The following is a 22,127-nucleotide window of genomic DNA, read 5'->3' as shown; positions in this document are numbered from 1 at the left end:
TCCCCATACAGCAACAGGTTTTTATTATTTCGCCTGTCTACTATATGGGGAGCATATCAAAGTTAGGGGCACCTTTTTTTGCTCTTTATTGCATCGTGATGGCGATACGCTCCTCTTGTGGGAGCCACTCCACATTTGTCCGAGCTGTTCACTAATAAAGCGAAGTGGCAGATACATCGAACCATTTACGATGAAAGGAAGTGTGGGAAGATTCACGGGTTTATTGTTCACTGTGGTCGCTCCAGTTACACCGTTAATACGGATGGCGAGTGCTGGTTTATCTGTAGCGGAACGTGTGATCATAATTTGTTTATCTACTGTTTTCGCTGCTGTGATGTTCTCTTTATAGGTAATTGTGGCACCTAATTTCTCGAATAGAGATCGAAGGGGGACGAAATTCTACCCATTTCTAGTAATAACACCATTTGAGAGAGAAATAGATTGTCCGTTTAAGGAGATCGAAATAGGCTTTTGCACTGGAACCGGTGCATCATGGCTGAATATTACTGATTCCATTGAAGGGTGTCGCAGATAGATTTATTGGAGCTTCAGGATTTTTGTAATAATCTAGGACAGGCCAACTCCATACGGAGCCGTCTTTCTTAAGTGCCAGATTGTTTTTGATTTGAATAATATCCGTTAAATTCTGGATCGTTTCGAAGCTCTCGAAGTCATCGTATGTAGTGGATACAGTTCCGTCTTTCTTTAGGAGAATAAATCGTGTCCAACCTTTATGTAACCCAGACTCATAATAACCATCTATAGCGGCTACGTTATCGATGCCAGAAATCGGTGTGAAGTCGGTGGTTGTTAGTCCATCGGACGAAAAGGTGGCGGTTAGAATTGTTCCATCGCCTTTAAGGGCGGCAACCGTTCTATTTACAACCGAGAACGTATCCATTAGATTGTCGAGCTCTTGAACTGGGGTCACTTGAACTGTTTGAGCGTATGCTGTTGTTCTCCATTGCCAGACTGAAAGATCTTTTTTAATTACATATTGGGAATTTAAGGATGACTGTACATCATTCAGGTCATGAATTTGAGTGGGTACGGAACGATTGCCTCCCCATACCCAGAAGGAGCCATCTGTTTTAATCAGATAATCCGCTCCATACGATGCGATGTTAGTAGTCGTGGCCGGATTCTCTGCTGCAACTGCGCTTACATTAGATGAGAGACTTAATACTAGAAAAGCACTAACGATGCTGAGCCATTTTTTCATAGGAATACCTCTCTTTTTTTTATTGGTTTACTTCAATATGTTTACACTATAATCCATTATCTTACAATTAGACGCTGGAACTAATGGAAAAGTTTCTTCATATTTACCCGCTCACAAGAAAGGTCTCCTGTGATACAATAATTTAGTCTGTTTTTTAAAAATCTAGTTTTAGCAGGGTCCGTATTTGAGGAGGAAGTCAGCGTCAATGAAACATGCGCCGTTTATTGCAGTGGAAGGCCCAATCGGGGCTGGTAAAACAACATTAGCTTCTATGCTAGCAGAGGAATTAAATTTACCGATCATTAAAGAGATTGTCGATGAGAATCCGTTTCTAGCTAAATTTTATGAGAATATGGACGATTGGAGCTTTCAGCTGGAGATGTTTTTTCTCTGTAATCGGTATAAGCAGCTTGAAGATACTGTGACGCAGTACATAGATAAAGGGAAACCGGTCATTTCGGATTACCATATTTATAAGAACCTCATCTTTGGAGAACGAACGCTGAATGGAACGAAACGGGAAAAGTATCGGCAAATTTATCATGTGCTTACGGATGATCTGCCAAAGCCAAATATCATTCTCTATATTAAAGCCAATTTAGATAAGTTATTAACAAGAATTGAAAAACGTGGGCGGCCTTTTGAAGAGGGAATGGATACTGCGTATTTGGAGCAATTAATTATAGATTATGATGACGCTATGACCTCTCTAGCCATTCAGGAGCCTTCGACCGTAATTATTACTATTGATGGAAATGCAGTTGATTTCGTGGAGAATCCAGAACACTTCACTGAAATTGTCTCTTATATAAAGGAGCTAATGAAATGAATCCATATCATATCCCGGAAAATGCCATAATTACCGTAGCTGGAACTGTGGGGGTGGGGAAATCCACTTTAACAGGCGCTTTGGCTAAAAGACTTAATTTTCAAACCTCGTTAGAGCAGGTCGATCAAAATCCATATCTCGAAAAGTTCTATCATGATTTTGAGAGATGGAGCTTTCATCTGCAAATCTATTTCCTGGCCGAACGTTTTAAAGAACAGAAGAAGATGTTCGAACTGGGCGGTGGTTTTGTCCAAGACCGCTCCATTTATGAAGATACCGGCATTTTTGCGAAAATGCATGCGGATCAAGGTACGATGTCCAAAACGGACTATGCAACCTACACAAGCCTGTACGAAGCTATGGTCATGACGCCGTACTTCCCGCACCCTGATGTGCTAATTTATATTGAAGGCAGCCTGCCTTCCATCCTGTCACGAATTAATGAACGTGGTCGTGAGATGGAAATTCAAACGGATGTTTCCTACTGGGAGCATATGCATGGCAGATATTCGAAATGGATCAACGAGTTTACAGCTTGCCCAGTGCTCCGTTTGAACATTGATGATTATGATGTGAATGATTCGGCTTCGATGTCGGATATTCTTGTAAAGGTAGGCAATGCGATTCGTAAGCCTGTCGACAAAAAATAATAAGAGACGATCAGCAGCGGCACCCGAGTTTGGGTGCTGTTTTTTTATTTTTCTGCTACAGTAAATCCTATTTTTAATGATCCACCCACCACTTTGGGGTGTAACGGACACAGCAGACCCTATATGCTCTAAATACATGTTTTAGTCGAACTAACGGACCCCGGCGCCGCTATTCGCGCCGAATCGCCTGAAAATGGGCTTCTTTTTAGGGAATAAGTGCGATACTGGAGTTAGAATTAAAAGTGGACACCAGTTAACAGACTGACCGATAATGAGTCCACGGAGGTGTGTTCACATGGGAGAACATCGACAACGGTATAACGAAGAATTCAAGAAACAGACGGTGCAATTCATTCAAGATCAAACGAAGACGGTAGGTGACTTGGCCGAAGAGCTCAACATCCCTAAAAGTACTCTTCATCAATGGATGAGCCAATACCGAGAACTGAAGAATGAACCGGTAGCCAGCAGGGATCGAGTACGAGAACTTGAGGCGCAGTTGAAAGAAATGAGTCGCCAACTTCAAGAAAAAGATAATAAGATCGCTGATGTGGAAGAAGAATTAGCGATCGTAAAAAAAGCAGTGCACATCTTCAGCAAACCAAGGAACTAAGATTCCAGTTTATTGAAAAGCATCGCTCCGAGTTCCACTTGGAGAAGATGTGCATGTCTCTACAGGTGTCAAGGAGCGGATACTACAAGTGGCGGTTAGAAAAAACCAATACACAAAAGCTTCGTAGGACTGCCATAATGAAGCGAATTCAGTATCATTTTGCGGATCATCATAAGCGGTATGGGAGTCCGAAGATCACCGTCCTGTTACATCAAGAAGGCTACACCATTACCGAGCGTACTGTAAGCGTGTATATGCGACAAATGAAGCTTCGTTCCGTTGTGTGTAAAACGTATCGCGTGCAAACTACCGACTCCAATCATGACCACCCGATCGCTCCGAACACTTTAAACCAACAATTTAAGATCCTTAAACCCAACAAAGTATGGGTCACGGATATTACCTATATTCCTTGCCGAGGTGGACGCTTGTATCTAGCCAGTGTAATGGATCTTTGTACGCGTGAAATTGTAGGGTGGCGTCTGGAGAACCATATGGAAACTAGCCTGGTTTTGGGTGCCTTGCAAGATGCTTACGCAGCCAAACGACCCAAAAAGGGCCTATTGCATCACTCCGACCGAGGTTCTCAATATACTTCTCATGAATACGCTAAGCAATTGAAGGAATACGGCATGGAATCCAGCATGAGCCGCAGAGGCAACTGTTACGATAACGCCTGTATCGAGTCATGGCACAGCATTTTGAAGAAGGAACTTATCTATTGCAATCCACGCTTCAAAACCAAGGAGCAAGCCTACCAGGCGCTTTTTCAATACATTGAGTTTTACTATAACCGCAAGCGAATGCATGGTGCGCTGGGGTATCTTTCCCCCGTTCGTTTTGCTGAGCAATTTACTGGAAAATCTGTTTCGTGACTGTCCACTTTCTTGACAGAGGTCCATACAGTCCGTTAACCCGACTAAATGTGCTCATTTACCGAAAATAAGGGCCATACGGTCCGTACGTGGAACCTCTCTACGAGGGAATACATGGGAAAATTCGGTATTTTCATTTGACTTCAAATCAGAGTTGACGCAAAATAAGAGGGAGATGATGTAAATTTAAATTTTTCGGGGAGAATTGTACATGAATAATAAATCAGGTCGTCATTCCTTCCGAGAGCGATTGGATCATATGGTGGGTAAACTTCGTACGGATATTCTAAGTGGAGTTCTACAGCCCGGTGCTTATCTTCCAGCAGAAAGTACATTAGCCAAGCAATTTGAGCTAAGTAATAAATCGGTCAGAAGAGGGCTGGATATACTCGTTCAGGAAGGTCTTATTGTCAAAATCGACCGGGTCGGAAGCATGGTTATGGAATCCGTACAAGAGAGAATCCGCATTCATTTTGGCTGCAGTTCCTCGTTGTCCAAGGACTTTCTGCTGGATGATCTGATTGGCGAATTTCATCGGCTACATCCGGGCATCCATATCCTGCCGCTGGCCTTGAATGATTTTGACCATGTGAATTCTGCTGTGGAGATGATCAATAATGGGATGCTCGATGCCGTATCGCTGAATAGTACACAATTCCAGGAAATGGCTGAAAATGGAGCGGCGGAACTGTTGGAATCGCTTGATCCCGATCCCGAATTATATCCAATTGCGACAGAAGCTTTCTATCATGAAGAACAGTTGTATGCCTATCCGATTTCCTTCTCCCCTGTGGTACTTTGTTACAACAAGGCCCATTTTCGGGAAGCAGATCTGCCGGAACCGGATAGCTACTGGACCTGGGATGACTTGATTGAAGCGGCTCGTCAGTTAGCTGAGAAACGTGGACGCCATGCGATTTATTTTGTACCTGCTTCCGAGAATCGTTATTCCGTATTCCTGCTGCAGAGCGGGATTCAAACTGTGGCAGACGGGGCCGAACACCGTACACTTAGTCCAGAGACGGCGAATAGCCTCAGTGTGTATAGCCGGCTCGTGAACAACCATCAGATTTTCCCTAAATACCTTGCTGGAAATCATGAAGATGAGACGATATCTTTGTTTGTCCAAGAGCAGGTTTCAATGATTCTGACGACATTTTTTAATTTAAACGAATTCAAGGAGTTAAAGCTGGACTATGATCTTGCACCGTTACCTAGGCTGAAAACAAAGGATCCACAGAAGACGCTGCTTGTGACGATAGGGGCGGCCGTGGTCGGAAATTCAAGACAAAAGGAAGCGGCTCGCCAATTCGTCAGCTTCCTTGCTTCCGCAGAAGCGCAGAAAATCATCCGGGAACGTACGGTAAGTATTCCAGCTCGAAAGCGGATCGCAGAGATGAGCATCACGGATCATTTGAATCGTCCTTCGAGATATCTGATGTATAGAGAGTTATTTCCCACCTTCTCATACCTTAAGGATTTAGGTCTTCCGATAGCTGATCTCAAAAGCTTTCGTAAATTGCTGAACGCTTATTGGTCAAAGATGATTGATGAGGCTACACTTCATGAGGAATTGAGTGTCCTAATTTCGGAACAGGATGATACTGTCCAAATGATTTAAAAGGTGCTTTTTTCTGAACTTGATGTTCTCTTGAGGATAAATGCAAAGCGTAATAATGGTGCTGTTATGCCATTATTACGTATTTTTTAAAATAAAAGAAAGCAGAAGTTGTACACTATACTTAATCTTCATAAGATCAGAATTAGTTTATTTGCAATGCATTTTTTGTAAGCGTTTTCTATTAAATTTGAGGGATTTCAACATTTTGCGACAGGTACATGTTATATAAGATTACACTAACTAGAGATATTTCTTATTATTATATTGACATCATGTAGGCTGGAAAATATAATAAAATACATCAGATGTATATCAGATAGGGGTGAAGAAATGTCTGAGACTCTGATATGTAAATCAAAAAGAAGTCAGAACAGATGTTTTCGTCTAATTTGAGTAGAAAAAAGGCTGGTGAAAGGAGGATATCCCCTACAAAGGGATTTTTACAGAATTGTTATTCATTTAAAAACTTAATAATGTATAGTTGATTCCTTCTGGCTGATGTTAGTGAATATATCATAATGATTATCTTATTTTTTAGTTATTAATAGGGGGTTGAATTATGAATGTTGCTAAAAGGAAGTTAGTTCTCCTGCTGCCTGTCCTGTTGTCACTAGTTACACTCGTATCTGCTTGCGGCGGCTCGAATACGAATGCGGGCAAAACCGCAGAACCAACTGCGGAGGTTCAGAAGGCTACAGAAGCTCCCGCTAAGGAAGGTAAAACAGTAGGCGGTCTGCAGCTCCCGATTGTCTCAGATAAGCTTGATCTTTCACTTTGGTCACCAAGCGGCGGCAATTTCAGAGGAACTAATTTTAATGAGAAATTATCCTTTCAGCAAATGGAAGAGAACACTAACATTCATATCGACTTTCAACATAGTACAGAAGCCAGTGCGGAAGCCTTCAGTCTATTAATGTCATCTGGTAAGCTGCCCGACATTATCTACAATGATCTATGGGGCACAGATTCCGGAAAATATGGTACACAAGGAGCGCTGCTTCCTCTGGAAGATTTAATTGAGAAAAATGCGCCAAACTTCAAGAAAATCCTCGACGACAACCCGGATATCCGGGGACAAATCACTTCGCCTGAAGGCCACATTTTTTACCTACCTAATCTCGTTCTTGATTCACAGGATCTCACTCAAATGTTCCCGCAAGTGCGGAAAGACTGGATAGAGAAGTTAGGTCTATCTATGCCTGAAACTACAGAAGATTGGTATAACATGCTCAAGGCATTTAGGGAGCAGGATGCCAATGGAAATGGTAAGAAGGATGAAATTCCACTAGTCACAGTCAACTTGGAAAATATCATGATGTTATTCGCGCCTGCCTTTGGCGTCGACTACGGATTCTTTGTGGATAATGGCCAAGTAAAATATGGCCCGAACGACCCAAGATTCAAGGATGTTGTAACCTATCTACACCGACTTTACGATGAACAGTTGCTCGACCCGAACTATCTGGTGGATACCACATTTCAGACACTGACGGAGAAGGTGACTACCGATGTCGCAGGGGCATGGTTTGGTTGGTCTGGCTCCTACATGGGGAACTTTACTACTCTAATGGAAGGCAAACATCCAACCTTCAAGATTGCTCCGGCAACTCCACCTAAAGGACCAAATGGTGATCAACGACATGTCTCCTTCCGCTGGCAGGCAGCAGCACATGGATTGGCGGTCTCCTCGCGGACTGAGCATCCTGAGGAAGTGATGAAATGGCTGGATTATCAATACTCAGAAGAAGGCATTTTGCTGAATAACTTTGGAGTTGAAGGCAAGTCGTATGATCTGGTAAACGGAGAACCGATTTATAAGAAAGAAGTAACTCATCCTTCCAATGGTCTGACGAATACGCAAGAGCTGCTGAACCATACGATCGGGGGTGGAAGCTGGGCTACGGTAGCGGATACCAGATATGCTGAACAAATCCGAGAAGCTAACGGGCAGACAGAAAATCCACTTGAGCTATACAGTGACTATATTGATTTCGACAGCAAGTTGCCTCCAGTTCAATTCACAACAGAAGAAAACGATGTAGTTGTTCCGTTGATGGCCGATATTCAGACCTATGTAGCCGAAACAATCAATGCCATGATCATGGGGCGTCAAAAGATTGAAGACTATGACAAAGTAACTGCGCAGCTAGAGAAGATGGGAATTAACGATGTGCTAAAAGAGTACCAGGTAGCATACGAGCGCTTTAAAGGGAAATGATTCAGCTTGTGAGTAGGTTGTCATGGGTCGAGCGGTTCAGAGATTGCTTTGTGACCGCTCGCCACATGACTGCTATGAATAACGCCAGTGTCCGGGAGAGGAGAACTATATGGCTGTACCTGTAAAAGTCGCTAAAGTTGAAAGCAGGAAGCTTCCGGTCAAGAGGAGTCCGATTCCCTGGAAGCGGATAGCCTCCAATCGCTATCTGTATCTCATGCTACTCCCTACGGTTTTATATTTTCTGATTTTTGAATACAAGCCAATGTATGGGGCGATTATTGCCTTTAAGAATTTCAATCCCTACTTGGGGATCACAGATAGTCCTTGGGTCGGCTTCAAGAATTTCGAGAAGTTTTTCGAAAGCTATTATTTTCTCAGACTGCTTAGAAATACCTTCTTAATGAGCTTCTACTCACTGATCTTCATCTTTCCTGCTTCACTTGCTTTTGCTCTGCTGCTAAATGAGCTGCGGCTCAAGAAGCTGAAGTCCTTTCTACAGACCGTGTCATATTTGCCACATTTTATTTCTCTGATTGTCATCTGCGGGATGATTATTGATTTCACCAAACCCGGAGGTATTATTAACAGCTTGTTGCTTGGCATCGGCCTGATCTCGGAGCCCATTCAGTTCCTGATTCTGCCGGAATGGTTTCGAACGATCTATGTGGGTTCTGGCATGTGGCAGAGCCTAGGCTGGAATTCAATTATCTACTTAGCAGCGTTATCTGGCATCAATCCGAGCCTGTACGAGGCTGCAGTTGTAGATGGGGCAGGGCGATGGAAGCAGCTAATGAATATAACGCTGCCCGGGATCCTACCTACGGTGCTAATCCTCTTGATTCTGAATGTGGGTACCCTGCTGAATGTGGGCTGGGACAAAATTATATTGCTTTACAATCCAGGAACTTACGTCACTGCAGATGTTATTTCAACATTTGTCTATAGACGAGGTGTGATGGAGGCGAATTACAGTTTTTCTGCGGCGGTAGGGTTATTCAATTCCGTAATTAACTTCACATTGCTCGTTCTAGCGAACCGCATCAGTCGGAAAACAACTGAAAGCAGCCTATGGTAGAAATGGGCTTCCGATGCGAGTTTTGTGCGATGCAGAATCAATGATGTAATGACTTTTAGGAGGGTAGACAATGGTTGTGAAACGCAGTATGGGTGAAATTATATTCGACAGCTGCAATGTGCTGTTTCTGATCTTGTGTTCTTTCCTGTTCCTGTACCCGATGTGGTATGTGCTGGTCTCCTCATTCAGTGATGCACATGCTATTGCTGCGGGGAAGGTAAGCTTCTTTCCAATCGGCTTTAATCTGGATGCTTACAAGCTGGTATTTGAGGATGAGCGGGTCTGGACGGCTTACGGAAATACCTTCTTTTATGTCATTGTCGGTACGTTGATTAATCTGGTGCTAACTACACTCGGCGCTTATCCTCTGTCCAGAAAGAATCTGGAGGGGAGAAATATCATTATGGCTTTCATCGTGTTCACGATGTTTTTCAGTGGAGGTTTGATTCCAGCGTATCTGAATGTCCGTGAGCTTGGCTTGTATGATACGCGGTGGTCGCTGCTTTTGCCAGGAGCGGTTAGTGCTTTCAATTTGATTGTGATGCGGACTTTCTTTCAATCTATTCCTGATAGTTTGATTGAATCTGCCAAAATAGACGGCGCACATGATTTCAGAATTCTGCTGCGGATCGTGCTTCCGCTCTCCATGCCGGTTCTGGCGGTTATGACCCTCTTCTATGCGGTAGGCCACTGGAACAGCTGGTTCTCAGCTATGATTTATTTACAGGATCGGAATTTATTCCCGCTTCAATTGATTTTGAGGGAAATCCTGATTCAATCCTCTGCGCAAAATATGCTGGCTGGCGTTACCCAAGATGAAGTGTTTCGTATTAGTGAATCTATTAAATTCGCTACGATTATCATTGCTACTGTGCCGATTCTGATGATCTATCCATTTTTGCAGAAATATTTCGTAAAAGGCGTAATGATCGGTGCGCTGAAGGAGTAACAGCCATAGAGAAGACATTGCATGAGACAGAATTGTTTCTGAAGCAGTCGGGAGGAGAAGACATATGAAGGCGGTAATATCTCAGGAAGGACAGATTCGCATGTCGGATGTTCTGACACCAGTCATTGAAGATGGATTTGTACTAGTCCAGACTGAATATTCGGCGATTAGCCCCGGAACGGAAATGATGATGAATGGTCTGCACCGTACGCAACAGATTGTACTTGGATACAGTGCAGCCGGTGTAATCCGCACGCGTGGGAAAGGAATGGAGCACTGGCCGGAAGGAACGCGGGTAGCTTGCTATGGCGGACCGTATGCGAAGCATGCGGAATGGCTGTTGATGCCACAGCATCTGATGGTGCCCATTCCTGACCATATCAGCTCGGAGGAAGCGTCGACAGTAGGGCTTGGAGCCATTGCAGTCCATGCGGTAAGGCAGGTTGCACCCCAGTTCGGGGAGACAATTGTGTTGATCGGTGCCGGAATTCTTGGACAGTTAATTGCGCAGATCGCTAAGGCGGCAGGCTGTCGAGTGATCGTCTATGATTTGCTTGCAGAGCGCTGCGAGGTGGCCGAGACCCTGGGAATTAGACATATCGCTACTAGCCCCGAGAAGGTAAAGGAGCATCTTGCTAACCTGACGGGAGACATGGGTGCAGATGCAGTCATCGTATGTGCAGGCGGCAAAACTGGTGACCTTATTGATCAAGCACTGGAGTGGGTACGGGACCGCGGCAAGGTACTGTTGGTCGGAGATATTAAGCCGGATTTCTCTCGTGATCTGATGTTCGGCAAGGAAGCTCAAGTTCTGATTTCTAGAGCTGGAGGTCCCGGACGATATGATCCTATCTATGAGCGGCAGGGGGTTGACTACCCTTACGGCTACGTGCGGTGGACGGAAGGGCGAAATATGGCTGAATACATTCGGTTGATCTCCGAAGGGGACATTCAGGTGAAGCCATTGATTAGTGCGATATTCCCAGTCGAACGCTGTGAAGAGGCCTTTCGGCGTTATGCCGAGGACCCAGTGGATCTGTTGGGAGCGGTATTAGCGTATCCTGCGGCAGTCTCAGTGGCAGAACCGAAGGTGAAGGAAAGACTGACAAAAGAAGGCGGGAGCAGATGAAGGCACTGCGGATCGGTGAGCCACTGAATGGTTTGGCGGTTTGGGCCTCGGCTTATGGAACATGGCAAGGAGTAGATTGGATATACGCGGTTTCTTCCGGAAGTCCGTGTATCTTGTTTGTGCTAGACCCCAGCGGGAAAAAAGCGGTGGAACGCTACGAGCTGGAAGGCTCGGATCATTGCTGGGGGGTAGTCTTAACAGCAAGTGGGGTGTATATCGGGGGAAGTGGCATTTTGTACAGGTACACTCATGAAGCTGGTGTGGAGAACCTGGGTGAGATGATTCCCGGCGAATTCTATACGTGGCGATTGGCGGCGGATGAGCAAGGCAGGATCTATGGGGGATGTTATCCTGGAGGGAAAGTGTTCCAGTATGATCCAGCGACAGGAGTGTTTAGAGATTACGGCGCCATGGTGAGTGGAGAACAGTATGCTAGATCAATGGAAGCGTGGAACGGCATGCTCTATGTGGGTGTGGGTACTCAATCTCCGCATATTGTAGTACTGGATACGGAGACGGGAGGCCGCTCGGAAATTGCGCTACCAGATGAATGTCGAGGCGAGCAGCTGGTTTATGACTTGAATATCATTCATGGTCAGCTATTTGCTCGAATCACACCATCTGCACGGTTGTACATTTATGATCTGGAACAGCAGGAGTGGGGCAACATTCTAGATCATGTGAGTGGACTTAGTATTTCACCTCCTGATGAGCAGGGAAATGTGTATTTCATTAAAGATGACTATTTACAGCGCTATGATATCCGGACAGGAAGCTTATTCGTTACCTCATTAGCTATGCCTGAGCCTGCGGGAGATTATGGTTGGCTCCAGAATCATCCTCTAAATTCCAATGGCCGATGCTTAACCGGTGTGTACAGGGACGGGAGGTGCTGGATTTACGATCCGGCGACGGATCGACATATGATTAAGGACTTCGAGCTGCAAGGCCAATCGGTCCATTTGCAGTCCATGACCAGCGGGCCTGATGATGCTCTTTATATCGGAGGGTATTTCGCAGGTGGGCTAGCCAGATTCGACCCGATAACCGACGAGATCATTTCATATCGGGGCATTGGCCAGACGGAAGGTATGCTTGCTGGGAGGAAATGTCTTTATCTAGGTGTATATCCGCGAGCGAATATTTTCAAATACGACCCGTACGAAGAATGGAAGCCAGGTGAGAATCCAAAGCTACTCTTTTCCCTACAGGAAGAGGAGCAGGACCGCCCTTTTGCTTGGGCTTGGGCAGGAGATGAGTTGGCCATTGGCACGGTTCCTTCCTATGGACGGCATGGAGGTGCGCTCACGTTGTACCATCCTGCGAGCGGAACGCATGAGGTGTTCAGAAATCTTTTGCCGCAGCAGAGTGTAGTGTCCTTGGCTAGTCGAGATCACTTGTTGTTCGCTGGTGGGTCTGTTTGGGGTGGACTTGGGATTGCTCCTCAGCGTCAGGATGCATCTCTAATGATTTGGGATATGCAAAGTCGCTGCAAAGTATGGGAAGGAATTCCGGTGCAAGGGGAACGGGCTATTTCTGCTTTAGTTTTGGATGATGTAGGGCAGCTATGGGGCTTGACGGCAGGGCGGTTATTTCAGTTCGATCCTCAGCTGAAGCAAATTGTGAAGACTTATTCATTGTTTAAGATGGATTGGGAGACAGTGACTCATTTTTGGCGTAGTGGTAATGAACTGCTTTACAAGGATGGTGTATTGTACGGCGTGTCGATAAATCGTTTGTTCAAGTTTGATGTGCTGAGTGAGGAGCTTAAGGTGTTGGATGACGATGCACGGCTGCTGACGATGGACCGTGAGGGTGATCTGTATTTTGCAAGAACTACAGCGTTGTATCGAATGCGCTAGTCAGGTCTGCACTATCCTTGGCGAAGGGTGGAGGGAGTATGAGAATCTTATATTTTTATAAATTCTGTATTCTGGGTGGGGTAACCACTCAACTTGCGAATAGACTTAAATTTTTGAGGCACCGCTTGGAAGTGCATTTTGCCTTTCTAGAGGATTATGGTGGGGCGAGCGCTTTTGAAGGATATGAGCATGTCCGAATTCTGGGGACGGTTGATGAAATTAAGAGCTACATGGAAGCCTATGATTTCGATGTCATTATTACGATTGATACTTACGAACTGTATGAAGCGCTTGGGCCTGTACAGGAGGGAAAGGTTATTATTCATGAGGTACATACCACCTATTCCGAACCCCTGCAGAAGCTGGCCGCAACGAAAGATAGTCTGCCTTTTCACTATGTGATCACTCCATCCGCTTACATGAAGGATTATTTGGACAGCATCGGCATAGTGGGTGCTTATCATATTAATAATTGCCTGGATACCGATTTGTTTCGATACGAAGCGGGTACTGAGCAGGATCCTGCCACGATTATGTGGGTGGGTAAACTGGATGATCACAAGAACTGGTCGTCCTATTTGAACATTGCTGGAAAGCTGAATGCTAAGATGCCAGAGCTGCGATTCATGCTTGTTGGGGGGTACACAGCTCCCGAAGAGATTAAGAAACAGCTAATGGTAAAGGTAGAGCAGCAGGGGATTAAGCATTTTAAGTGGATTCCCAAAGTGGGTTACGATGAGATGCATAGCTATTATTCATCAGTTGCACAGAGTGGTGGGTTATATGTTAGTACCTCAATGAATGAATCTTTTGGCATGACTGTACTGGAAGCGATGGCCTGCAGATGTCCGGTAGTGGTCCCGAAGGTAGGGGCGTTGCCGGAATTATTGGATGGTCCGTTAAGTGTTTCCTTATACGAATCAGGCAATGAAGCGGAATGTGTGGACAAATTGAGCCTATTGTTGGAGCAGGACAGCCTGAGAGAAGGCTTGAAGTCATTGGGAGAAGAGAAAGCCAGAACTACTTACAGCATCGAACAAGTGGGAAGAGAATACATGGAATTACTTGAGCGTTTCAGAGAAGAACGTTTAATTCTTAAGTAGGTGGATCGCGCTATGAGGTTGTCAACCGAATAAGAGGTGTTGTTGAAATGGAAGAACTGCAGATCGGTATGGTAGGAATGGACACCTCACATAGCAGGATTTTCGCAGCGCTGCTAAACGATATTACTCACCCGTTACATGTTCCGGGTGGAAAGCTAAAATACGGTTATCCAGCGGGTTCTCCTGATTTCGAGCTAAGCTATTCACGAGTGAAGCCGATTAGCGGTGAATTGCAGGAACGCTATGGTGTTGAACTGCTCGATTCTATAGCAGAGGTTGCGGAGAGATCCCATGCGATCCTGCTGACTTCTGTAGATGGGAGAGTTCACAAGGAACAGTTCGAGGTGCTGGCTCCTTACGGAAAGCCGGTATTTATTGATAAGCCGTTAGCTGTCACCTCTGAAGATGCGAAGGCGATTGTGGAATTGGCGGAGAGGTATGGCACGCCATTTTTCTCCAGCTCCATGGTTCGATTTGGCGAACCGTTAGCGGCACTTTTGAAGGATGATACCGCAGGGACTATTCTAGGAGCGGATTGCTCTGGACCGCTCGACCTCCAGCCCACACAGCCGGGGTTGTTCTGGTACGGCATACACTCTGTTGAGATGTTATATGCCGCACTTGGAGAAGGCTGTTATTCTGTACGTGCCGTCTGTAGCGATGCGCAAGAATGGGTTGTCGGTCAGTGGAAAGACGGGAGGATCGGGACAATTCGCGGGAACCGTACGGGCGGATCTGATTTCTATATTGTACTGCACCGTGAACGGGGCAGTAACGGAATTAACGCGCTCGGAGCAAATTACAACGCAGGACATCAGCAATTGCTGAAGAACTTTATAGCTATGGCACGAGGAGATGCACCACCGATACGACCTTCTCTAACACTGGAGCTGATTCGCTTCATTGAAGCGGCCAACGAAAGTCGGGTAAGTGGGACTGATGTTCGTCTGTAAAGGAGAGCACAATCTGGAAGGAGTGAAGTGAATTGATTAGGACAGCAGTAATCGGATGCGGCGGCATGGGAACTGTTCATGCGGATCGTTACAAGTCCATGCCTGAAGTGGAGCTTGTCGCCGTATGTGATATCGTTGAAAAAGCAGCTGAGGTGCTAGGAAATTTAGTAGGTGTTAGCTATTTTACATCCGTACAAGAGATGCTCGAGCAAGTGAAGCCAGAGGTGGTCAGTGTTGCTGTGCCGACCTATTTACATGTATCACTGGTACGGATTGCAGCTGATCATGGCGCGCATGTAATCTGTGAGAAGCCGATCGCACTCAGTTCGCAGGAAGCGGAAGAAGCTATTCGCTACTGTAGCGAACGCGGTGTGAGTTTGTTTGTGGGCCATGTCGTTCGCTTCTTTCCTTCTTACAGACAGCTTGCAGAGGGAATAAAGCAGCTTGGGAGTGATCAAGGCGGAATATACCATGCTAAACGGGCGGGTTCGCATCCTGGAAACGTGCAAGAATGGTTTCGAGATCCACTCCTTAGCGGTGGCGTCATTATGGATTTAATGATTCACGATATTGATTACATTCGTGGGGCCTTTGGTGAGGCCCGTGAAGTATATGCGTTCCAGCACCAGTCGGAAGATATAAATTATGCCTCAGCTACTTTCCGTTTCAAGAACGGAACCATTGCACAGCTTGAAGCATTTTGGGGTTATCCCGGGTCGTTCCATTCCTCCTTTGAATATGCGGATGCGGAAGGAATCATCTCAGGCGGGACCGGCGATGGCGAAAGTCTGCATATTCGCAAGGTGATTACGACAGGCTCTACATCGGGATTTGTGGAGACGCCTTCGAGTGTGCTGCTGAAGGATCCGTATTATTTGGAACTGGAGCATTTTCTAAGCTGTCTAACAAGTGGTGAAGAGCCGATAGTCACTGCGCAGGATGCACTGGAAGCTGTACGCTGGGCTGAAGCCGCTCAGCAATCGGCAATGACCCATAAACCCGTGAAGCTTGAAGCGAAGGGGGATATTTAATGAGCCGTTTGAATATTGGCATGATCAGTTTCGCGCATGCGCATGCTTTTGACTATTTGGCAAGTTTACTGCACATGTCTGAAGTGACGGTCGGTGGAATTGCTGATGAGGTGCCGGAGCGGACACAAGCGCTCGCAGAACGTCATTCGATACCCTATTATACTGACTACAAGGAACTTCTGGCTGATGCGAATATAGATGCCGTAATTATTTGCTCAGAGAATGTCTATCATGCCGAGCTAACGATCGCTTCGGCTCGAGCGGGCAAGCATGTACTATGCGAGAAGCCTCTAGGTCTGTCGGTGGAAGAAATGCAACGTATGATTTCGGTCTGCTCTGAAGAGGGAGTGCAGCTCATGACAGCCTTTCCTTGTCGCTTCCTGACTCCGGTTGTGCGAGCCAAAGAAGCGCTGGATCGCGGCGATATTGGTGAGATTATTGCATTTAAAGGAACAAATCGTGGTTCTTTTCCGGGACCGAAATGGTTCTCTGAGGAAACTCTCTCAGGGGGTGGTGCTGTACTAGATCACACCGTACATGTAATGGATTTAATGAACTGGTTCGCTGGTTCTCCCGTAGATCAGGTCTATGCCTATGCGGATACCTTGTTCGATCCAGAGCGCAAGCGGACGATTGATGATGCTGGAATGGTGCATGTAACTTTTGAGAATGGTGTGTTCGGTGTGCTCGATCCGAGCTGGTCACGCAATCCCGGCTTCCCGACATGGGGGGATGTGACCCTAGAAATCATTGGCACTAAAGGTGTCATCTCCATTGATGCTTTTAATCAAAAAAACAATGTATACGGAAGAGCATCTGGTAAAGGGAACTGGTCCTTCTGGGGTGATGATATGAATGAACTGATGCTGAAGGCTTTTGTACAGGCGCTTATAGAAGGAGTGGAGGTGCCGATTTCAGGAGTAGACGGACTAAGGTCCACAGAGGTTGCACTTACCGCTTATCAATCTGTTCATGCAGGCCAACCTGTGCGCTTAAATAAATGAGGAAGCTGTAAGCACCTAACTTTGAGGAGGATGGAACCGCCTATGAAGGATCAGGAATTGTTCGACAGCATGTGTGAAAAGCTCTACTCTGCGGTAATCTCTGATACGCTGGATCAATTGGGCTATCGTAATCAAGTGATGCGTGAAAATATTAACCCGATAGATCCTGCCTGGATCATCGCCGGAAGAGCAAAGACTATTCTGTCTGTGGATATTCATCATTTGCCGGAAGATCCTTACACGAAGGAGATTGAGGCGGTGGACAGCGTCAAGCCCGGCGAGATTGTCATCGGCTGTACGAATGAATCGCGGCAGAACGGACTGTGGGGAGAGCTACTGTCTACTGCTTCCAAAATGAGGGGCGGCCGCGGAGCGATTGTAGATGGGTTAATCCGCGATACTGCCAAAATTCTGGAGCTCGGCTTTCCTGTCTTTGCTACCGGGACCAAACCTGTGGATTCTCAAGGGCGCGGAATTGTTATCGATTATGACATTCCAGTGCTGTGCGGTGGCGTGATGGTGCATCCCGGGGATGTGATCTTTGGTGATCGTGATGGAGTCGTCGTGATCCCAGGCGCTATCATCGATGAAGTGTTCCAATTGGCGATGGATAAAGTGACTCGTGAGAATCATACACGGGATGAACTGCTCGAAGGATATACCTTGCGACAGGTCTACGATAAATACGGAGTGCTTTGATCAAGAACCGAGGGAGTGATGAACATGAGGCTGGCTGGTAAAAGAGCGCTGGTCACAGGGGCAGCAAGAGGGATTGGACTCGGAATCGCCCATCGATTTCTGGAAGAAGGCGCTCAGGTGGTCTTGCTGGACCGAAGTGAAGGTGAACTTCTTACTGCCCTTGAAACCTTGAAGGATTATGGTGAAAAGGCTGCAGTGGAGATATGTGATCTTCGCGATGTGTCACAGCTGGAACAATCCGTTGCCCGAGCCTTTGAAAGGTTCGGGGGGATAGATATTGTAGTGAACAATGCCGGAATCGCCTTTCGTGAACACTTTCTCGATATCTCGGTTGAGCACTGGAATGCAGTATTTGATATCAATGTAAGGGCCGTGTTTTTAATCGGGCAGCTTGCAGTAAGACAAATGATTTCTCAGGGTGGCGGTGGCGCCATTATTAATATGAGCTCCAAAAATGGTCTGGCGGCAAGCTCCGAGCTCGCGCATTACAATGCTTCTAAGGCTGCTGTTGTACTGCTAACCGAATCTATGGCAGTGGAGCTGGCGCCATATGGGATCCGGGTAAACGCAGTAGCACCGGGATTCGTGGATACACCCCTCGACCGCAAGCTGCGCGAAGCTTCGAAGCTCCCAGCGTACTCGGAGCATACACCGATGAAACGAGCGGCAACCATTAGGGAAGCCGCGAATGTATTTCTTTTTCTGGCTTCTGACGAAGCCTCCTATGTAACGGGAGAAACCATTCGTGTGGATGGTGGACATTTGGCGAATGGTAGTGAGCTATAGAAATAAGAAGGAGTGAACGTTTTGAAAAGTACAGAATTTCAGGCAGAATTGATTGTTGATGCTCAGGCTGAGCTTGGTGAAGGGCCGCATTGGGATGCCGAATCCAATCAGCTTTACTGGGTTGATGTTACGAGAAGAAAGCTTAGAATATACAACCGGATCACGGGTAATGAAATAGTCCGCTCCTTCGACCGGATGATCAGCGCAGTGATTCCAACTACTTCGGGGGGACTTGCATTGGCTATGGAGGATGGAGTCTATCTCTCTCAAGCGGATGATTCTCTTGTTCAGCTAACTTCAATAGAAGCGGAGATACCCCTCAACCGATTGAATGATGCCAAATGTGATCGACAAGGCCGACTGTGGGTGGGAACGATAAGCCTGAACGACGAAGCGCCGGATTCCGGAGGCTTTTACGTTGTAGAGCCTGATGGCTTCACTCGCCAAGTGTTATCCGGCATCGGCTGTTCGAACGGAATGGCTTGGGACTATACGCGAAGCAAGATGTATTACATTGATACACCGACGAGGCAGGTAGATGTATTTGATTATGATGAAGAGTCTGGAAGTATAAGTAACCGAAGAGTAGCGTTCCAAATCCCTACGACTAAAGGATATCCAGATGGAATGACGATAGATGGCGAAGGCATGCTTTGGGTTGCTCATTGGGGCGGCGGCTGTGTATCACGATGGAACCCGCATACGGGTGAGCAAATTGGACTTATCCGAGTTCCAGCATCGCTGGTGACCTCATGTACTTTTGGCGGAAGTGATTTAACAGAGCTCTACATTACAACTGCGAGAATTGGGATGCACGAGAAGGAGCTGCGCGATTATCCGTTTGCTGGCGGATTGTTTATGGCTAAGCCAGGGGTGAGTGGTCTATTGCCCGGAAACTTTCAAGCTAAGGAGTAGGATAAGGAGGCAAAGTGATGCGACTCAAAGATAAGATCGTCATTATAACTGGAGCAGGCTCGGGGATTGGAAAAAGCACGGCCGCATTATTCGCTTCAGAAGGAGCGACGGTAGTCATTGCCGATGTCCAAGAGGATTCAGGAAAAGCCGCTGTTGCTGAAATAGAGGCGTTGGGTGGGAATGCGCTGTTCATACTCTGCGATGTTACCGATGCTAGCAGTACTGCCGCAATGGCTGATCAGGTTGTTAATGCTTTTGGTCATATCGATGTGCTTTTTAATAATGCGGGGATCAGTGGCGTGGGTGCAGTACATGAGGTCGCCGAGGAAGTGTGGGAGAAGGTCATGCGGGTAAATGTGACAGGTGTGTTCTTAACCTGCAAGTCTGTCCTCCCTTATATGATGAAGAGCAAGAAGGGTTCTATCATTAATATGTCCTCGGGCATCGCTGAAATCGGAGTCGCAGAGCGAGCTTCCTACAGTGCTTCTAAGGGCGCAGTACTATCATTAACTAAGGCGATGCAGGTCGATTATGCACCATACGGCATTCGTGTAAATGCGCTGCTGCCAGGTACGATTATGACTCCGTTTGTAGAAGGATATTTGAAGGAATCACAGGATCCCGAGGCTTCTATTGCGGCCATAAAACGTAGACAGCTTAGCGGCGAGCTCGGCAAGCCTGAGGATGTGGCAAGAGCTGCGCTATTTCTAGCTTCCGATGAGTCGGGATTTATGATGGGCTCGCCTCTATACGTGGATGGGGGCCTTGTCTTCGGGAAAAATGCATAAAGTGAAGGAGAGTTTTATAGATGAAGCTAATTACCTTTTTGCAAAAAGAGGATTATCATATGGGCGTTCTAACAGACCACGGTGTAGTGGACATTGCGGCGGCACACACTGCATTATCCACTCGGACGGGGCGGATGGAAGTTCCAGTAACGGTTAGGCAATTGCTTGATGGTGGGGAGGATGCGCTTAACCAACTGAGGATTTTTGTGAATGAGTTGCCTGAAGGAGAAGTGAATCCATCCTGGCTGAAACAGGAAGATGAATTAGCATTCGGTCCCTGTGTTACTGATCCCAGCAAAATCATCTGTATTGGTCTAAATTACCGCCGACATGCGGAAGAGACAGGGATGGCCATTCCCGAGTATCCCATTTTGTTCAATAAATTTAACAATACACTAACTGGACATGGCTCAGAAGTTCCGCTTCCGCGGACCAGCCAGAAGGTGGACTACGAGGCAGAGCTTGGCATCGTCATCGGGCGAACCGCGAAATATGTGACTGAGGAAGAGGCACTGGATTATGTCTTCGGATATTGTGCTGCAAATGATCTGTCGGCGCGTGATTTACAGATGCGGACGAGTCAATGGCTAGCGGGAAAGTCTTGCGATAAATTTTCACCTATTGGGCCGTATTTAGTCACTGCGGATGAAGTGGCAGACCCCAATCAGCTCGATATTCAGTGCACGGTGAATGGAGAACTACGTCAGAACTCCAACACTTCGGACATGATTTTTAATTGTAAGCAGATTGTTAGCTATGTGTCCCAGTGCATGACGCTTTCGCCGGGGGATATTATCCTGACTGGAACACCAGAAGGCGTAGTGATGGGTTACCCTCCAGAGGAACAGGTCTATTTGAAAGCAGGTGATGTGGTCACGGTCCAAATTGAGAAGCTTGGTGCCATTACAAATACGATGATTAGCGAATAGGAGGGAGTAGTGATGATCTTCGATTGTCATACCCATTTGTTTGGACCGGGAATGGTCTCAGGACCTACGGATGAGGCGATCAAACGAGCTTGGGGACCGGAAATGAATATTGAAGCAACCCCCGAGCAGCATCGTAATAATTTGGAAGGCTTCTCTGGTGCTATCGTACTGGCCATGGCTGCGCATGCAACGGGACTGGTTGTGCCAAATGCTTATGTCGCAGATTACTGTCGCACGGATCCAGATCGATTATTCGGTTTTGCGAGTGTAGATCCCAATCATCTGGACTGTGTTGCTGAATTTGAGACTGCGATCCGTGAAATGGGGCTAAAAGGGCTGAAGCTTGCCCCTATCTATCAGAATTTTTACCCTGATGATCCTAAGCATTATGCCCTCTATGCCAAAGCAGAACAGCTGGATGTGCCTATACTTTGGCATCAGGGAACCTCATTTGTGCCGGAGGGGTATTTGGATGCTTCAAGGCCAGCGATGCTGGATCCGATTGCCCGTGCTTTTCCGAAGCTGAAGATGATTGTGGCACATATGGGCCATCCTTGGATTGATGAATGTATTTCACTGGTACGCAAGCATCCTAACCTTTATATGGACGTTTCTGCGTTAGGAAGCAGGCCTTGGCAATTCTACAATGCACTGGTATCTGCGATGGAATACGGGGTGCAAGATAAAATACTGTTTGGGTCGGATTATCCGTTCTTTGGGACACAAAAGATGTTAGATGCTCTGTTCCATATCAATGATCTAGTGGAGGGAACAAAGCTTCCGCACATACCGCAGAATTTTATCGAGAACATAATACATCGTCTAACACCGGAAATTCTAGGGTTTGTTTGAGGCGTTTATGCTTGGTCAAGGCCT

Annotated in this window: 21 protein-coding genes and 1 pseudogene; 20 read left to right on the top strand and 2 right to left on the bottom strand. The window is 46.4% G+C overall.

Annotated elements, in window-relative coordinates:
- Window positions 1-24 precede the first annotated feature (24 nt).
- Both NSS67_RS23860 and NSS67_RS23855 read right to left on the bottom strand, forming a co-directional pair.
- Window positions 25-384, bottom strand: a pseudogene (locus NSS67_RS23860) (copper amine oxidase N-terminal domain-containing protein); the annotation flags it as partial.
- A gap of 106 nt (window positions 385-490) precedes the next feature.
- Entirely contained in the window at window positions 491-1,222 is a 732-nt protein-coding gene (locus NSS67_RS23855; protein WP_339316110.1) for a hypothetical protein, read from the bottom strand.
- Window positions 1,223-1,427: 205 nt separating this feature from the next.
- Between NSS67_RS23855 and NSS67_RS23850 the strand changes: the two genes are divergently transcribed.
- The 20 genes from NSS67_RS23850 (at window position 1,428) to NSS67_RS23755 (ending at window position 22,103) form a co-directional block, all read left to right on the top strand.
- Window positions 1,428-2,051, top strand: coding sequence for a deoxynucleoside kinase (locus tag NSS67_RS23850; protein ID WP_339316109.1), 624 nt, complete (start codon window positions 1,428-1,430; stop codon window positions 2,049-2,051).
- The gene (locus tag NSS67_RS23845; protein WP_339316108.1) at window positions 2,048-2,701 is read left to right on the top strand and encodes a deoxynucleoside kinase; all 654 of its coding nucleotides are present in this window, start codon (window positions 2,048-2,050) and stop codon (window positions 2,699-2,701) included. Before NSS67_RS23850 ends, NSS67_RS23845 begins: the two co-directional genes overlap by 4 nt.
- Before the next feature lie 295 nt (window positions 2,702-2,996).
- Window positions 2,997-3,314, top strand: coding sequence for a transposase (locus tag NSS67_RS23840; RefSeq protein WP_339314317.1), 318 nt, complete (start codon window positions 2,997-2,999; stop codon window positions 3,312-3,314).
- Window positions 3,263-4,189, top strand: coding sequence for an IS3 family transposase (locus NSS67_RS23835; protein WP_339320580.1), 927 nt, complete (start codon window positions 3,263-3,265; stop codon window positions 4,187-4,189). Before NSS67_RS23840 ends, NSS67_RS23835 begins: the two co-directional genes overlap by 52 nt.
- A 211-nt stretch (window positions 4,190-4,400) precedes the next feature.
- Window positions 4,401-5,810: an extracellular solute-binding protein gene (locus NSS67_RS23830; protein WP_339316107.1), complete on the top strand. Its 1,410-nt coding sequence runs from the start codon at window positions 4,401-4,403 to the stop codon at window positions 5,808-5,810.
- Window positions 5,811-6,369: 559 nt separating this feature from the next.
- The gene (locus tag NSS67_RS23825) at window positions 6,370-8,028 is read left to right on the top strand and encodes an extracellular solute-binding protein (protein ID WP_339316106.1); all 1,659 of its coding nucleotides are present in this window, start codon (window positions 6,370-6,372) and stop codon (window positions 8,026-8,028) included.
- Window positions 8,029-8,242: 214 nt separating this feature from the next.
- Window positions 8,243-9,103: an ABC transporter permease subunit gene (locus tag NSS67_RS23820; RefSeq protein ID WP_339320684.1), complete on the top strand. Its 861-nt coding sequence runs from the start codon at window positions 8,243-8,245 to the stop codon at window positions 9,101-9,103.
- A gap of 70 nt (window positions 9,104-9,173) precedes the next feature.
- Window positions 9,174-10,052 (top strand): carbohydrate ABC transporter permease, encoded by an 879-nt coding sequence (locus NSS67_RS23815; RefSeq protein ID WP_339316105.1) that lies wholly within the window; start codon window positions 9,174-9,176, stop codon window positions 10,050-10,052.
- A gap of 64 nt (window positions 10,053-10,116) precedes the next feature.
- Window positions 10,117-11,181, top strand: coding sequence for a zinc-binding alcohol dehydrogenase (locus NSS67_RS23810; protein ID WP_339316104.1), 1,065 nt, complete (start codon window positions 10,117-10,119; stop codon window positions 11,179-11,181).
- On the top strand, window positions 11,178-13,043 hold the full coding sequence (locus tag NSS67_RS23805; protein ID WP_339316103.1) for a WD40 repeat domain-containing protein: 1,866 nt from the start codon (window positions 11,178-11,180) through the stop codon (window positions 13,041-13,043). The genes NSS67_RS23810 and NSS67_RS23805 overlap by 4 nt, the downstream gene beginning before the upstream one ends.
- 38 nt (window positions 13,044-13,081) lie before the next feature.
- The gene (locus NSS67_RS23800) at window positions 13,082-14,146 is read left to right on the top strand and encodes a glycosyltransferase family 4 protein (RefSeq protein ID WP_339316102.1); all 1,065 of its coding nucleotides are present in this window, start codon (window positions 13,082-13,084) and stop codon (window positions 14,144-14,146) included.
- 47 nt (window positions 14,147-14,193) lie between these two features.
- A complete protein-coding gene (locus tag NSS67_RS23795; RefSeq protein WP_339316101.1) occupies window positions 14,194-15,099 on the top strand; it encodes a Gfo/Idh/MocA family oxidoreductase in 906 nt (301 codons plus the stop codon).
- A gap of 32 nt (window positions 15,100-15,131) precedes the next feature.
- Entirely contained in the window at window positions 15,132-16,130 is a 999-nt protein-coding gene (locus tag NSS67_RS23790; protein ID WP_339316100.1) for a Gfo/Idh/MocA family oxidoreductase, read from the top strand.
- Entirely contained in the window at window positions 16,130-17,134 is a 1,005-nt protein-coding gene (locus tag NSS67_RS23785) for a Gfo/Idh/MocA family oxidoreductase (RefSeq protein ID WP_339316099.1), read from the top strand. Before NSS67_RS23790 ends, NSS67_RS23785 begins: the two co-directional genes overlap by 1 nt.
- Before the next feature lie 42 nt (window positions 17,135-17,176).
- Window positions 17,177-17,833, top strand: a complete 657-nt coding sequence (locus NSS67_RS23780) for an RraA family protein (protein ID WP_339316098.1) — start codon at window positions 17,177-17,179, stop codon at window positions 17,831-17,833.
- A gap of 18 nt (window positions 17,834-17,851) precedes the next feature.
- Window positions 17,852-18,619 (top strand): SDR family oxidoreductase, encoded by a 768-nt coding sequence (locus NSS67_RS23775; protein ID WP_339316097.1) that lies wholly within the window; start codon window positions 17,852-17,854, stop codon window positions 18,617-18,619.
- A 21-nt stretch (window positions 18,620-18,640) separates the two neighbouring features.
- Entirely contained in the window at window positions 18,641-19,534 is an 894-nt protein-coding gene (locus tag NSS67_RS23770) for an SMP-30/gluconolactonase/LRE family protein (protein ID WP_339316096.1), read from the top strand.
- Window positions 19,535-19,551: 17 nt separating this feature from the next.
- Window positions 19,552-20,322 (top strand): SDR family NAD(P)-dependent oxidoreductase, encoded by a 771-nt coding sequence (locus NSS67_RS23765; RefSeq protein WP_339316095.1) that lies wholly within the window; start codon window positions 19,552-19,554, stop codon window positions 20,320-20,322.
- A gap of 20 nt (window positions 20,323-20,342) precedes the next feature.
- Window positions 20,343-21,251 carry a fumarylacetoacetate hydrolase family protein gene (locus tag NSS67_RS23760; RefSeq protein WP_339316094.1) on the top strand — a complete coding sequence of 303 codons (909 nt, stop codon included), beginning with the start codon at window positions 20,343-20,345 and terminating at the stop codon, window positions 21,249-21,251.
- Between the two features lie 12 nt (window positions 21,252-21,263).
- Window positions 21,264-22,103 (top strand): amidohydrolase family protein, encoded by an 840-nt coding sequence (locus NSS67_RS23755; protein WP_339316093.1) that lies wholly within the window; start codon window positions 21,264-21,266, stop codon window positions 22,101-22,103.
- The last annotated feature ends 24 nt before the right edge of the window (window positions 22,104-22,127 follow it).

It is taken from the genome of Paenibacillus sp. FSL R10-2734, assembly GCF_037963865.1.
Classification (GTDB): Bacteria; Bacillota; Bacilli; order Paenibacillales; family Paenibacillaceae; genus Paenibacillus_AQ.
This window is presented reverse-complemented; position numbering and strand designations above follow the sequence as displayed.

What these genes read in the sequence shown, in the direction of transcription:
- NSS67_RS23815 (WP_339316105.1), top strand. Translation starts at nt 9,174, where the DNA reads ATGGTTGTGAAACGCAGTATGGGTGAAATTATATTCGACAGCTGCAAT.
- NSS67_RS23765 (WP_339316095.1), top strand. Translation starts at nt 19,552, where the DNA reads ATGCGACTCAAAGATAAGATCGTCATTATAACTGGAGCAGGCTCGGGG.
- NSS67_RS23855 (WP_339316110.1), bottom strand. Translation starts at nt 1,222, where the DNA reads ATGAAAAAATGGCTCAGCATCGTTAGTGCTTTTCTAGTATTAAGTCTC.
- NSS67_RS23795 (WP_339316101.1), top strand. Translation starts at nt 14,194, where the DNA reads ATGGAAGAACTGCAGATCGGTATGGTAGGAATGGACACCTCACATAGC.
- NSS67_RS23800 (WP_339316102.1), top strand. Translation starts at nt 13,082, where the DNA reads ATGAGAATCTTATATTTTTATAAATTCTGTATTCTGGGTGGGGTAACC.
- NSS67_RS23850 (WP_339316109.1), top strand. Translation starts at nt 1,428, where the DNA reads ATGAAACATGCGCCGTTTATTGCAGTGGAAGGCCCAATCGGGGCTGGT.
- NSS67_RS23780 (WP_339316098.1), top strand. Translation starts at nt 17,177, where the DNA reads ATGAAGGATCAGGAATTGTTCGACAGCATGTGTGAAAAGCTCTACTCT.
- NSS67_RS23785 (WP_339316099.1), top strand. Translation starts at nt 16,130, where the DNA reads ATGAGCCGTTTGAATATTGGCATGATCAGTTTCGCGCATGCGCATGCT.
- NSS67_RS23820 (WP_339320684.1), top strand. Translation starts at nt 8,243, where the DNA reads ATGCTACTCCCTACGGTTTTATATTTTCTGATTTTTGAATACAAGCCA.
- NSS67_RS23805 (WP_339316103.1), top strand. Translation starts at nt 11,178, where the DNA reads ATGAAGGCACTGCGGATCGGTGAGCCACTGAATGGTTTGGCGGTTTGG.
- NSS67_RS23775 (WP_339316097.1), top strand. Translation starts at nt 17,852, where the DNA reads ATGAACATGAGGCTGGCTGGTAAAAGAGCGCTGGTCACAGGGGCAGCA.
- NSS67_RS23825 (WP_339316106.1), top strand. Translation starts at nt 6,370, where the DNA reads ATGAATGTTGCTAAAAGGAAGTTAGTTCTCCTGCTGCCTGTCCTGTTG.
- NSS67_RS23760 (WP_339316094.1), top strand. Translation starts at nt 20,343, where the DNA reads ATGAAGCTAATTACCTTTTTGCAAAAAGAGGATTATCATATGGGCGTT.
- NSS67_RS23755 (WP_339316093.1), top strand. Translation starts at nt 21,264, where the DNA reads ATGATCTTCGATTGTCATACCCATTTGTTTGGACCGGGAATGGTCTCA.
- NSS67_RS23845 (WP_339316108.1), top strand. Translation starts at nt 2,048, where the DNA reads ATGAATCCATATCATATCCCGGAAAATGCCATAATTACCGTAGCTGGA.
- NSS67_RS23840 (WP_339314317.1), top strand. Translation starts at nt 2,997, where the DNA reads ATGGGAGAACATCGACAACGGTATAACGAAGAATTCAAGAAACAGACG.
- NSS67_RS23810 (WP_339316104.1), top strand. Translation starts at nt 10,117, where the DNA reads ATGAAGGCGGTAATATCTCAGGAAGGACAGATTCGCATGTCGGATGTT.
- NSS67_RS23830 (WP_339316107.1), top strand. Translation starts at nt 4,401, where the DNA reads ATGAATAATAAATCAGGTCGTCATTCCTTCCGAGAGCGATTGGATCAT.